The organism is Streptomyces sp. KL116D (assembly GCF_030766975.1).
Taxonomy (GTDB): domain Bacteria; phylum Actinomycetota; class Actinomycetes; order Streptomycetales; family Streptomycetaceae; genus Streptomyces; species Streptomyces longispororuber_A.
This window is the reverse complement of record NZ_JASERH010000084.1, coordinates 324,288-336,889: the sequence shown is the minus strand read 5'-3', so window position 1 is coordinate 336,889 and position 12,602 is coordinate 324,288. Positions and strand designations below refer to the sequence as shown.

At 70.7% G+C, this 12,602-nt stretch carries 8 protein-coding genes and 1 pseudogene; 6 read left to right on the top strand and 3 right to left on the bottom strand.

Annotated elements, in window-relative coordinates; all coding sequences use genetic code 11:
• The first annotated feature begins 94 nt into the window (after positions 1–94).
• The 4 genes and pseudogenes from RBJ77_RS33695 to RBJ77_RS33680 all read left to right on the top strand — a co-directional run bounded on the left by RBJ77_RS33695 (position 95) and on the right by RBJ77_RS33680 (position 4,650).
• The gene (locus RBJ77_RS33695) at positions 95–583 is read left to right on the top strand and encodes an SRPBCC family protein (RefSeq protein ID WP_372348448.1); all 489 of its coding nucleotides are present in this window, start codon (positions 95–97) and stop codon (positions 581–583) included.
• Positions 576–2,198, top strand: coding sequence for a phytoene desaturase family protein (locus RBJ77_RS33690; protein WP_372348447.1), 1,623 nt, complete (start codon positions 576–578; stop codon positions 2,196–2,198). Before RBJ77_RS33695 ends, RBJ77_RS33690 begins: the two co-directional genes overlap by 8 nt.
• A 48-nt stretch (positions 2,199–2,246) precedes the next feature.
• Positions 2,247–3,120: pseudogene (locus RBJ77_RS33685) on the top strand (SDR family oxidoreductase).
• A 1,314-nt stretch (positions 3,121–4,434) separates the two neighbouring features.
• Entirely contained in the window at positions 4,435–4,650 is a 216-nt protein-coding gene (locus tag RBJ77_RS33680) for a hypothetical protein (protein WP_372348446.1), read from the top strand.
• 120 nt (positions 4,651–4,770) lie between these two features.
• On the opposite strand, the gene RBJ77_RS33675 is transcribed toward RBJ77_RS33680, so the two are convergent.
• Positions 4,771–5,760: an aldo/keto reductase gene (locus RBJ77_RS33675; RefSeq protein ID WP_372348445.1), complete on the bottom strand. Its 990-nt coding sequence runs from the start codon at positions 5,758–5,760 to the stop codon at positions 4,771–4,773.
• Between the two features lie 86 nt (positions 5,761–5,846).
• Positions 5,847–7,070: a GNAT family N-acetyltransferase gene (locus tag RBJ77_RS33670; RefSeq protein ID WP_372348444.1), complete on the bottom strand. Its 1,224-nt coding sequence runs from the start codon at positions 7,068–7,070 to the stop codon at positions 5,847–5,849.
• Positions 7,071–7,137: 67 nt separating this feature from the next.
• Between RBJ77_RS33670 and RBJ77_RS33665 the strand changes: the two genes are divergently transcribed.
• Entirely contained in the window at positions 7,138–9,864 is a 2,727-nt protein-coding gene (locus RBJ77_RS33665) for an AAA family ATPase (RefSeq protein ID WP_372348443.1), read from the top strand.
• A gap of 238 nt (positions 9,865–10,102) precedes the next feature.
• Positions 10,103–10,564 carry a hypothetical protein gene (locus tag RBJ77_RS33660; protein ID WP_372348442.1) on the top strand — a complete coding sequence of 154 codons (462 nt, stop codon included), beginning with the start codon at positions 10,103–10,105 and terminating at the stop codon, positions 10,562–10,564.
• Positions 10,565–10,925: 361 nt separating this feature from the next.
• Here RBJ77_RS33660 and RBJ77_RS33655 read toward each other — a convergent pair whose 3' ends face one another.
• Complete coding sequence (locus RBJ77_RS33655) at positions 10,926–12,482, bottom strand: MDR family MFS transporter (protein ID WP_372348441.1); 1,557 nt, start codon at positions 12,480–12,482, stop codon at positions 10,926–10,928.
• Between the last annotated feature and the right edge of the window lie 120 nt (positions 12,483–12,602).

The window sequence follows — 12,602 nt, the reverse complement described above, 5'->3', positions numbered from 1 at the left end:
GCCCGCCACAACCGAGCACCGGGCCGTTGAAACGCCTGAACCTGGGCACCCGGCGCAAGGCCACCGTCACGCAACCACGCCCACAGGGGACCCCATGGCCCGACGTCACCGCATGATCAAAGCGAGCACTTCCACAGTGTGGGACGTGCTCTGCGACGGAAACCGGTACGCGGACTGGGTCGTGGGAACCTCCTCGTCCCGGCCGGTCAGCGGCACATGGCCGGAGGTCGGCGCCATTCTCGAGTACCGCATTTCCCTGGGGCCGGCGCGTCTGACCAACGAAACGGTCGTCCGCCACTGCGAGCAGGGAACCCTGCTCGAACTGGAGGCCAAAGCAGGCCCTCTCGGCACGGCGCGGATCTCTCTGGACCTACGGCCGTGGGGCGAGCACTGTCTGGTCACGGTCGACGAGCACCCTCTGCACGGCGCCGCGGGCGCCCTGCACAACGTGGGAGTGGAAGCCGTGATCCAACTGCGGCACCGCTCCATGCTCGCCCGCCTGGCCCGCGTCTGCGAAGCCGAGCAGGCCCGCACCGAGACCCAGCCGCAGGACCGCGCACAAGCTGGCGAGCGACATGTCTGACGCCGTGGTGATAGGCGCCGGGCCCAACGGACTCGTGGCGGCCAACCTGCTCGCGGACGCGGGATGGAGCGTCACGGTGCTGGAGGAGCAGCCGCAGGCCGGGGGCGCCGTCCGGCACGACCGCGGTGTCGACCCGGACTTCGTCAACGACCTCTTCAGCTCGTTCTATCCGCTGGCCGCGGCATCCCCGATCATGCGCGGGCTGCGCCTGCACGAACACGGCCTGCGCTGGAGCCACGCACCGCACGTGCTGGCCCACCCCCTGACGGACGGCCGGTGCGCCGTCCTCGACCGCGATCTCGACGTCACAGCCGCCTCCCTCAACCACTTCGCACCGGGCGACGGCGACGCCTGGCGCCATCTGCACGACGTGTGGGAAGGCGTCCGTCCGGACCTTCTCGGAGCGCTGTTCACCCCGTTCCCGCCGGTGCGGTCGGGCGCGCGGCTTGCCCTGCGGCTGCGTACGGCCGGCGGACTGCGCCTGGCCCGCTCCCTGGCCTTGCCGGCCCGCCGCCTGGGAGCGGAGGAGTTCGCGGGCGAAGGAGGCCGCCTCCTGATCGCCGGCAACGCCCTGCACGCAGACCTGGCGCCCGAGGCGGCGGGCAGCGGCGGGTTCGGCTGGCTCATGGCCATGCTCGGCCAGACCTACGGATTTCCCGTCCCGGTCGGCGGCTCCGGCGAACTGACAAAGGCACTGCTAGCGCGCCTGGAAGCGCAGGGCGGCACCGTGCAGTGCGGCCGCGCCGCGGAGGAGGTCCTGGTACGAGACGGCCGCGCCGTCGGCGTACGGACCACGGACGGGGAAGCGGTCCGGGCCGTACGTGCCGTCATCGCGGACGTATCCGTTCCGGCGCTGTACGGGCACCTGGTGGCCCCGGAGCACCTGCCGCCGCAACTCCTGGACGATCTCAAGCGGTTCGAGTGGGACTTCAGCACCTTCAAGGTCGACTGGGCACTTGACGCCCCGGCCCCCTGGCAGACCGAGGAAGCCGCGGGGGCCGGCACCGTGCACCTGGCCGATGGTGTGGACGAGCTCACCCGGTTCGCGGCTCAGATCGCCATGGGGCAGGTGCCGGACCGGCCGTTCCTGCTGTTCGGCCAGATGACGACCTCCGATGCCAGCCGCTCGCCCCAGGGCACCGAGTCGGCCTGGGCCTACACGCACATCCCCCAGCACGTTCGAGGTGACGCCGGAGACGAGAAGCTCACCGGGGCCTGGGACCCGCAGGAACAAGAGGTCATGGCCGATCGCGTCGAACGACAGGTGGAACGCTTCGCTCCCGGCTTCCGCGCCCGGGTGCGGGCCCGCCGCATCCTGGCGCCGCCCACTCTGCAGTCCCTCGATCGCAACCTCCAGGCGGGAGCCATCAACGGCGGTACCTCCGCCCTGCACCAGCAGCTCGTCTTTCGGCCGACCCCGGGAACCGGCCGTGCGGAGACACCCGTGCCCGGCCTCTTCCTCGCGTCGGCCGGCGCACATCCTGGCGGAGGTGTCCACGGCGCGCCCGGGGCCAACGCGGCACACGCCGCCCTCCACCGCACCGCACCGACCGCCCTCGCCGCGGTCCAGCGTGTGCTCGCCCGGCGGGACCGCCGGGGCCACAAGCACGGGTGACTTGTCGCACTCCGAGCGGGACAAGCCGTGCACGAGGAGGTGGACGCCATGAGCCGCAGCGTGCTCGACGGCCGTACCGCCGTGGTGACCGGAGCCGCACGCGGCGTGGGCGCCGCCCTGGCACGGGAACTCGCAGGCCGCGGCGTTCGCGTCGCTCTCCTGGGGCATGAGCGGGCCTCTTTGATCGAAGTGGCGGCCGAACTCCCCACCGCTTCGCTGGCGTTGGAGGTGGACGTCACCGACGCCGAAGCCTTGCAGGCGGCCGCCCGGTCAGTTCGTTCCTCCCTGGGGCGCCCGTCCGTCGTCGTGGCCAACGCGGGAATCGCGCAGGCAGGCCTCTACAGCACGGTCGACCCACCGGAGTGGCAAAGGGTCATCGAAGTGAATCTGGTCGGCAGCGCGCTGACAGCCCACACCTTTCTGCCGGACCTGCTGGACACCCGCGGCTACTACCTCCAGATCGCGTCACTCGCGGCCATCGGCGCGGTCCCGATGATGAGCGCCTACTGTGCCTCCAAGTCCGGCGCGGAAGCCTTCGCGCACGCGCTGCGGGCCGAAACCGCCCACCGTGGCACAGCGGTCGGCGTCGCCTACCTGAACTGGGTGGACACGGACATGATTCGCGCCTCTGACACCGCCCCCGCTCTCCACGCGGTGCGTTCCATGCTGCCGCCGCTCGCCAGGCGCAAGGGCGACCCGGACGCTGGCCTGCCGGCTCGCCGACGCGATCGAGAACCGGAAGACGGCCGTCTACGTCCCGCGGTGGGTACGACTCGCCCAGACGGGACGCGGGCTGCTGCCTCCGGTCATCACGCGCCTGGCACGCCATCATTTCCAGCGCGGCACCGGTTGTCCGCCCGAGGCTCAGACGGGGCCGCTCGGACCGGGCGGGCTGGCGGACCGGGTACGCGGCGGACGATGAGCCGTCATCGTCCGCCCCGGCCGATGGACTGGCCATCGAACTCTCCGACACTCACCGACGTGTCGGCCGGCCGTCTCCATCGAGGCGGCACGCTGGGCGGGTTGTTGCTCCTGGCGATCGCCACCAGCCCAGCCTGTTGTTCGGTGCGCCCATTCTGGCGACAGCCACCGCGCTGCCCAAGTTCAGTACCAGGTACCACACGCCCGCCGAACTCGCTGCGTCCGCTACGAGTCCTCGGGCAGATCACCGGCGTGCGGTGCGGGGGCGAAGGCCCGCTGCACATCGGCGTCGGAGCGTGCGAAATCCCGGCCTGAGGCACGGCCCGCAGTCCAGGCGCTGACCAGATGGCCGGCCATATCCAACCGAGAAGCGCGGACGCCAAGTAAACGGCCGAATCCGGATTCACGGCGAAAACGTGCCAACTTTCCGAAAGAATTCCGGAACGCCACTACCCTCGCATCATGAGGAGGCAGAATCCGTCGGCCTCAACCAACAGGTGCGCCCCCTTTTCCAACGCCGCTGGATTCCGGGTGGAGGAGGGAAAGCGCCGACCGTTCCACGAGAGCCAGGCAGCCCGGCCGGCAGCTCGGCCATCGCCTCTCCTGCATGGCGATGCGCCCTACCGCCTGACTGCCCAAGCGATGCCCCTGGACCGCCTCCTGACCCGAGAGACGGCTCCGCATCTCCATCCTCGAACCGCAACACCCGTTCCGACAAGGGGCCAGACAGCCCTACCGCCCGTAACACCCGGCCCCACAGCCAACTGTTGCTCATCCGATCGGCTGCTGCCGCCACCACTCCCCGCCAAAGCCGGCGGTGGCCCCGCCCCCGAGGAGGAGCGGGGCCACCGCTGTGTGCCGGGCAGCCCCAACTACCAGACACACGAGGACAAGCCACGGGGTCGGCCCGCATACGACCGCCCCAGGGCCGCACCCCAGCGGCTATCCCCCACACCACCAGCCAAACCACCACCCACAAGCACAACCCCGGAACCCGCACTCGACAGCAGCGCAACAGGCCCCATACTCACAGGGTCTTCACACATCAAGCCTCGTGACTCCCCCGGGCCAGGGCACCCGGCCGGCGCAGCCAGCCGGGAGGAGCCTCCGCCGTGATAGTTGTCGCCGTGCTGCTCCTGCCCTCCCTCGCCCTCATTCTCAGAAGCCGCCTATCAGGAGGCCTCGGAGGGGCAGCGCCGCGAACGATCCAACACCCTCAAACCTCCGCGGAACCGATACCGACCGGATGCGTGGATCGGGCACGTTCTCGTTGACCGGCCGTGGCCCGCGCCAAGGCGATCGCGTTGGCAAGAGCATGGGACCCAACGGTGCAACACCCTCGGCGTACGCTCGGCTCGCCGACGCGTACTGGATCGACACACCCCGCCCGCCGCACACGCCGTGTGAGGCGCTGTGCCAGTGCCCCCTCGACACCCCGCCCCCGCAGGGCCCCGCGCTGCGCCTGCGCTACATCATGATCAGCCTGGCGAGCACGCTCATCACCATCGGACTCGTCTGCACGCTCGCATAGACGACCCCCGCACGGGGCCCGGGTACGAGGACCGCACACGGTCGAGCACTCGGCAAGATCAGCGAGTTGGGGCTCACGCACCGGCCGACGGGAAACCAGCCCCGGCCACCAGGCCGCGAGTCATTCAGTCGCGGCCTGCAGGGCGTGTTCCTCCAGCAGGCCCTCATCACACAGTTCGGTCCACAGCTCCGGCGGGACGGGCACGTCGAACGCGGCGACGTTGCGACGTACCTCCTGCGCGGTACGCATGCCGACCGCGATGGCGGCGACCGCGGGGTGGAGCAGAGGGAAGGCCATGGCGGCCTGCGGGACGGTCACTCCGTGTGCCTCGCAGACGTCGGCGATGCGGTGAACACGCGCCTGCAGAGCGGGAGTTGCGAGGCCGTAGTCGTAGCGGGCTCCCACGGCCGGCCGGTCGGTGGCCAGGAGGCCGGAGTTGAAGACGGAGGCGGCCACCACCGACACCCCACGCTCGGTGCAGGCCGGCAACAGCCCGTCCAGGGCGCTGTGGTCCAGCAGGGTGTGGCGACCGGAGAGCATCAGCACGTCCGGATCCGCCTCCCGCACCAGGCGGGTGAGCTTGTCGGTGTCGTGCATGCCCGCGCCGATCGCCCCGACCACACCCTCGGCACGGAGTTCGGCGAGTGCGGGGTACCCGTCGCGCAGCGCCTCCTCGAAGTGCCGTTCGGCGTCGTGCAGATAGAGGATGTCGATCCGGTCCAGGCCGAGACGGGCGAGGGAGTCCTCGACGCTGCGGCGGATGCCGTCGCGGGTGAAGTCCCACACCCGGCGGTGGGTGGCAGGAACGGCGAAGGACTCGTCCGTGCGGCCATGCGCCTCCTGGGGCACGAGCAGTCGGCCGACCTTGGTGGACAAGGTGAATTCGGTGCGGGGCTTGCGGCGCAGCAGGTCTCCGATACGACGCTCGGAGTGGCCGATGCCGTAGTGCGGCGAGGTGTCGTAGGCGCGGATGCCTGACTCCCAGGCCGTGTCCAGCGCCTCGGCGGCGGTGGCGTCGTCCAGCGGTTCGAACAGGCCGCCCAGCGGGCCGCCGCCGAAGACCAGTCGGGTGATCTCGACGTCGGTGCGGCCGAGTCGGTGGGTGTCCATAGGTGTTCTCCCTTTGTCGTGCGGGTCGTGCGGGTCGTGCGGGGCAGTGCGGCTCGTGCGGGCCGTGCGCGTCATGCGGGCCGTCGTCAGAACGCGGGGAAGGCCCACCCCGACGGATGGAAGGGCTCGCGTGCACCGCGGAAGGCGAGCGAGGCCGCGGCCACGGCGCCCGGCCGCAGTTCCTCGACGCGCCCCGCCTCGGCCAGCGCCGCCAACGTGGTGCCGCCCATGTACGCCGCGCCCAGTTCCGCGGCGCTCACGCGCAGGTCGGCCCGGTCCCGGGTGGGCTCGTACGTGACGGAGTCGCCGTCCGCCGACAGCCGACGGCGCCCGGCGTTCCATGGGCAGAAGGTGTCCTGCACCTCCAGGACCAGGTCCAGCGGCGCCGAGTAGCGGCGTGCCGTCAGTGCCCGGTCCACATCCACCAGGCGGACCCAGAGGTTGTCGGTCACGGTGGTGCGGGCCGCTCGCGGGTCGGCCAGCAGATGCCGCAGCGGTTCGTCGACGGCGCCGTCGTAGGCGAGAGAGGCGTGGGCGTCGAGGTCGATGAGGAAGCGCCACAGGGCGGCGTACGCCTGCCGGGAAGCGGCCGCGACCTCGATGATCTGCGCGAGCCCCGGCTTGGAGCGGTACAGGGCGTAGCCGGTGGCCTCTCCCCCCGGCTCCAGGTGGACGGCGAAGCGCAGCTGCGTGCCGCCGTCGCGGGCGCGCTCGTCGTCGGCGAGCCGCGCCTCCCAGTACTTCTGGGTCCGGTCGACCCATCCGACGGCGGTGCCGCGTACGGTCTCGTAGACCTTCTCCAGCATCGGCCTGGCCTGCGCACGGCCGAGCAGGCGGATCGTCCCGTCGCCGAGGTCGGTGCCGGGGCGCAGGGCCATGGACCGCTTGTCGCCCCGGATCTCGGCCACCTGGCTGGCGAGGCCGTATCCGAAGCGGCCGTAGATCGTCGCTTCGGCGGCGTTGAGCGCGGCGACCGGCTCGCCGCCCGATTCGTGCAGGTCGGTGAGCTGCTTGCGCATCATCGCGGTGAGGATGCCGCGGCGGCGGTGGGTCGGCAGGACCGCGACCAGCGTGATGCCGGCGACGGGCGTGATCCCGCCGGGCACGGTCAGGACGCGTCCGTAGACCGACGTACCGCCGATGATCTCCCCGCCGTCGTAGGCGGCGATCGTGCGGTCGGGTTCGAGTGAGACGGCGGCGTTGCGCAGTCCACCCTCCCGCCAGTCCTGACCGTAGGTCGTGGTGACCATGCGGGCCCAGGCGTCGATCTCGTGGGCGGCGATGGTCCGCAGGGGAAAGGTCGTTGTCATGCTTCGAGCCTGGCCGGGTAAACAGCCGCGGCGCATCGAGCGATCTCCCTATTTATATGCTGGTGCCGTGGTGACGCGACGTGTGGTCAGTCCTGTGTTCGTGGGCCGGATCGAGGAGTTGAACCAACTGGGAGCGGCCCTCGACGCCGCCGTCGAGCACGGTCCCGCGGTGGCGTTGGTGGCCGGGGAGGCGGGGATCGGCAAGTCGCGGCTGCTCGCCGAGTTCACACGGTCGCTGGGACCGCAGGTGCGGGTGGTCACGGGCGTCTGCGCGGAGCTGGGCCGCGACGCCCTGCCGTACGCACCGTTCGTGACGGTCCTGCGCACGCTGCTCCGGGTGGAAGGCGTCACGCCCGGCCCCTACCGCCAACTGGCCCGCTGGTTCCCCGAACTCGGCGAGTCCGGCGACGACACCGAGAGCGGCAAGCACCGGCTGTACGAGGAGGTCCTCACGCTGATCGAGCGGGTCTCCGCCGACCGGCCGCTCGTCGTCACGGTCGAGGACCTGCACTGGGCGGACGCCGCCACCTGCGAACTGCTCGGCTTCCTCGCCAGGAACCTCACCCGGCCCGGAGTGCTCCTGACGGTCACCTACCGGCCACCCGAAGCCGGACCGCTGCTGTCGGAGCTCGTCCGTCGGCCGCGCACCACTCGGCTGCGCCTCGACCGCCTCGGCGAACAGGACGTCGGACGCCAGCTCGCCGCCATCCTCGGCACCGAGCCCGGCCCGGCCGCCGTACGCCGCGTCCACGACCGCAGCGACGGCAACCCGCTGTTCGTCGAGGCGCTCGCCCGCGCCGACGAGCGGACCCCGGACGACGCCCGCCATCTGCTCCTGGCCGGCCCGCGCTCGCTGCCGGGACCGGCGCACGAACTACTGCGCATCGCCGCAGCGGCGGGCGGACGCGTCTGCCACCGCCTCCTGGCCGAGGTGGCCGGGCAGGACGGCACTGAACTGGACGTGCTGCTGCGCGAGTTGGTCGACCGAAGCCTGCTGGTCACCGTCGACGACGGCTATGCCTTCCGCCACGCCCTGATCCGGGACGCGGTGTACGAGGACCTGCTGCCCGGCGAACGTGCGCGCCTGCACGGCCGCTACGCCGAGGCCCTGCGCGCCGGCGACGCCCCGGCAGAACTGGCCGCCCACGCCCTCGCCGCCGGGGACCGCGCCCTCGCACTCTCGGCCGCCCGCCGAGGAGCCGACCAGGCCCGAAGGTCGTACGCCTACGCCGAGCAAGTCCGCCTGCTCGGCATGGTTCTCGACCTGTGGGATCCGGACGCCGGACCGGGCGTCGACCGCATCGACGTACTGACTGAAGCCGCCGAGGCGTGCATGCTCAGCGGTGACTACGCCCGCGGCATCGACCACGCCGACGCCGGCCTTGCCGCGCTGGACGAGAAACGCGAACCCGAGCGGGCCTCCCTCCTCCTGGAGCACCGTGGCAGGCTGCGCCACCGGCTGAACGCCACCGGTGTCTCCGACTGGGAACACGCCCTGAAGCTGCTGCCTCCCGGCAGTGCACAACGGGGGCGGCTGCTCGGCGTCCTGGCGATGGGCCTGCTGCCCGAGGTGGACCGGGCCCGTGAGTCGTTCGAGGAGGCGCTCGCCATCGGCCGGGCCACCGGTGACGCCACGATCACCATCCGCGGGCTGCTCGGCGTCGGGTCCATGACCCGTGACCTCGGCATGCTGACCGAGGCCCGCGCACTCGCCGAACGGCTCGACAGCAACGACCTGTTGATGACCGTGCCCATGTACGAGGCCACGCTGCACACCAGGGCGGGCCGCCACCATCGCGCCATCGAGGTCGCCGACGAGGGGATGCGCCTCGCCCGCCGCTACGGCCTCGGCCGCAGCCGTGGAGCCGAGCTCGCCCGCTACGCGGGACACGGCCTGATCCTGGCCGGGCGGTGGGACGAGGCGAACACCCTCCTGGAGGAGACCCTTCGGACGGGCCCACCACCACAGTCGGAGCGCGGCCTGCGCACCCTCGCCGGATACCTCTCGCTGCTGCGCGGAGACCTGCCCGCGGCAGCCGAGGCCGCGGCCGCCGTCGAGCACTCCGCCGCAGGCAGCCTGTTCTCCCGCCATCAGCTGCTCTGCCTGCTCTCCCTCGCCCAGGGCGACGCGGAGCGGGCCGACCTGCTCCTGGAGCGAGCCCTCACCGACCCGGCACTCCACCAGATCTACAGCAGCGACGCGCGGCCTGTCCTGATTGCCGGCGCCCTGGTGCAGCGGGCTCGGTTGTCCCCCCGCGCCGACGCGGGACAGCGACAGCGGGTCGCGGACCGACAAGCCCAACTCGCGGCGGCCGACGCCGCACTCGGCGTGGACGGGAAACTCGACCAGGCCTGGCACACCATGCTCCGGGCACTGATCGAGGACGACGGCTGGGACCACGCGGTGACCACCTGGCGGCAGCTGCGCCAGCCGTACGAACTGGCACTCTGCCTGTTCCACAGCGCGCGCACCGTCCTGACCGCGGGCGACCGCCCCGGCGCGACGGCCCACCTCAGAGAAGCCGCCAGCCTGGCCGAGGAGCTGCGCGCCGCTCCCCTGGCCCGGCAGATCACCCAGCTCCTGCGGCCGCGGCCCGCACAGGACGGTCTGACGGAACGCGAGCGTGAGGTGCTTCGGTTGATCGCCGAGGGGCTGAGCAACCGGCAGATCGCCGCCCGGCTGCACATCTCGCCGAGCACGGCAGGTGTGCACGTCTCCCACATCCTGACGAAGCTGGACGCGGCGACGCGCACGGAGGCCGCGGCCATCGCCTTCCGCGAGGGCCTGACCTGATCCCGCCCCGACGACCGTCACTGAACGGGTGCCGACTCAGTCGGCTGCACCGGGCTCCACCACCGACTCGGGCCCACTCACAGACTCGGCTCTACGAAGCGACTGTGCGGGTATCGGCCATCAATGCAGAAGCGACTGAGCGTTGCGGGCCGGGAGCCGGCCGCCTTGCTGGTCAGGACTGGATTTGATTCGGACCTACGAGGTTAGGGTGCTGATTCACGAATCGAGGAGAGCTGACATGCACGGCAGACCGCGGATGGAGGAAGCCCTCGATGTCCTGCATGCCGAGCTGGAGGTCGAGCGAGCGGCGAAGGCCGAGTTGACTACGCGGGCTGCATGGCGGGCATTCATCCGCTTCGCCTGGCGGCGCTTTGCCACCGCGCCCACCCCCGACTCAGACGGCTTGCTCCTCCAGTACGGCACGTACGCCTTCAGCGGGCGTCCGATGTTCACAGTGGACCTCACGCGACAGTTCGACATCAGCGACGACGGCGGTGAGCACGACCACTACGTACAGATTCACTGCGAACTCCGCTACGAGTGCGAACCCGCCCTGGACGCCCTGGAAAGCTTCAACTCCTGGTTCTTCCACGACTCCGGAGAAGACCTCGACAAGTGGCTTGCCGCCATGGAGGGGCACCTCGATCCATTGCTCGCTCGCGTGCCTTCCGAGATCGATGTGTACGACGACCCTGTCTAGGTCGTCACGCTGGCAGAACTCGCTTACGCAGGAGGTCGAAGCCGGCTCGGCCGAACATCTGACGCTTCAGAACCTTGATCCTTTTGACGTGGCCTTCGACGACACCAGAGTCCGCGCGCATGATGGCGAAAGAGCGGACTCGCGTCCGGACCGCGGGCATCGAACTCCAAGGCGGCCACCTCCTCTTCGAAGGCGCCCACCGGCCCTCGCACCGCTGCGGGCGGATCCACTGCGGCGGGCCGGCGCCGGCGCACCATCGGAGCTGCGACGTGAGCTGAGCCGTCCGGACCGTCCACGAGCTCGGGAGGGGTTCCGGCGAACCGGTACCCCTCCCGAGAAGACGACTGGTACGCCGTAAGGATCAGCCGACCGCAGCGGATTTGGGTCCTGCGACGGTGTCGGCCTCCTCCGCCAGGCGCTCCATGCCGCTGGTGTTTTTCAGCGGCTTCTCCTTGATGAACAGCACCGCGATCAGCGCCAGCACCGCGAACGGGGTGGCCACCAGGAACAGGTCACCGGTGGCGACTCCGTAGGCGTGCTCCACGATCTCCCGCATCGGCGCGGGCAGGGTCGTCATGTCAGGCACGCCGTGTCCGCCACCCTGGGCGGCACCGGCCGGTACACCCGCCTCCTGCAGCCCCTTGGTCATCTCACTGGCCACGCGGTTGGCGAGGATGGCGCCCAGCACGCTGGTGCCGATGGTGCCGCCCATGCTCCGGAAGAAGGACAACACGGAGGTGGCGGCGCCGAGTTCGGCGGCGGGCACGTCGTTCTGCGCGGCGAGAACCAGGTTCTGCATCAGCATGCCGACGCCGATGCCCATCACCGCCATGTAGACACTGAGCAGCCCGAAGTGCGTGTCCGCTCCGATCGTGGAGAGCAGTCCGAGGCCCACAGCCATGAACACGGCGCCGACGATGAGGTAGACCTTCCAGCGTCCGGTGGCGCTGATGATCTGTCCCGCGATGGTGGAGGAGACCAGCAGACCCAGGATCATGGGCAGGCTCATCAGGCCGGCGATCGTCGGGGACTTGCCGAGGGAGACCTGGAAGTACTGGGAGAGGAAGACGGTTCCGCCGAACATGGCGACACCGACCAGCAGGCTGGCGAGGGTGGTCAGCGACACCGTGGGGTTGCGGAAGATTCCCAGCGGGATGATCGGCTCGGGCACCCGCGTCTCGACCACCACGGCGGCCACGAGGAGCACCGCTCCCCCGCCGGTCAGGGCGGCGGTCTGCCAGGAGGCCCAGTCGAACTGGTTGCCCGCAAGGGACACCCAGATCAGCAGCGCGCAGACACCGGCGACGATGAGGAACGCGCCCAGGAAGTCGATCTTCGCCTCGCGGCGGACGGTGGGCAGCTTCAGGGTGCGCTGCAGCAGAACGATCGCGAGCAGCGCGAACGGCACGCCGATGAAGAAGCACCAGCGCCAGCCGAGCCACGACGTGTCGACGAGAACGCCGCCGATGAGCGGCCCGGCCACGGTGCCGACGGCGAACACGGCGCCGAAGATGCCCGCGTACTTGCCCAGTCGGCGCGGCGGGATGATGGCCGCCATCACGACCTGCGCCAGGGCGGTCAGGCCACCCGCGCCGATGCCCTGGGCGACCCGGCTGAAGATCAGCAGTCCGACGTCGTGGGAGAAGCCCGCCAGCAGCGAGCCGACGACGAACATGCCCAGTGACAGCTGGAGCAGCAGCTTCTGGTTGTAGAGGTCGGAGAGCTTGCCCCACAGCGGGACGGTCGCCGTCATCGCCAGCAGTTCGGCGGTGACGACCCAGGTGTACGAGGACTGGCTGGCGCCCAGGTCGGCGATGATGCGCGGCAGCGCGTTGGAGACCACGGTCCCCGCGAGGATGGCGACGAACATGCCCGCCATCAGCCCGGACATGGCCTGGAGTATCTGCCGGTTGGACATGGATGTCGGTGGCGCCTCTTGCGGCACCGTTGTTGTCGTCACGTCGTCTCTTTCGAAGTTCGGCAAGAAAGGGCACACCTCACCCCTGCGAGGGGTGCACCCGTGAGGGATGGAGAAGGA

Coding starts and splice junctions, on each gene's coding strand:
- RBJ77_RS33690 (WP_372348447.1), top strand. CDS start 576: ATGTCTGACGCCGTGGTGATAGGCGCCGGGCCCAACGGACTCGTGGCG.
- RBJ77_RS33695 (WP_372348448.1), top strand. CDS start 95: ATGGCCCGACGTCACCGCATGATCAAAGCGAGCACTTCCACAGTGTGG.
- RBJ77_RS33655 (WP_372348441.1), bottom strand. CDS start 12,482: ATGTCCAACCGGCAGATACTCCAGGCCATGTCCGGGCTGATGGCGGGC.
- RBJ77_RS33660 (WP_372348442.1), top strand. CDS start 10,103: ATGCACGGCAGACCGCGGATGGAGGAAGCCCTCGATGTCCTGCATGCC.
- RBJ77_RS33680 (WP_372348446.1), top strand. CDS start 4,435: ATGGGACCCAACGGTGCAACACCCTCGGCGTACGCTCGGCTCGCCGAC.
- RBJ77_RS33675 (WP_372348445.1), bottom strand. CDS start 5,760: ATGGACACCCACCGACTCGGCCGCACCGACGTCGAGATCACCCGACTG.
- RBJ77_RS33670 (WP_372348444.1), bottom strand. CDS start 7,070: ATGACAACGACCTTTCCCCTGCGGACCATCGCCGCCCACGAGATCGAC.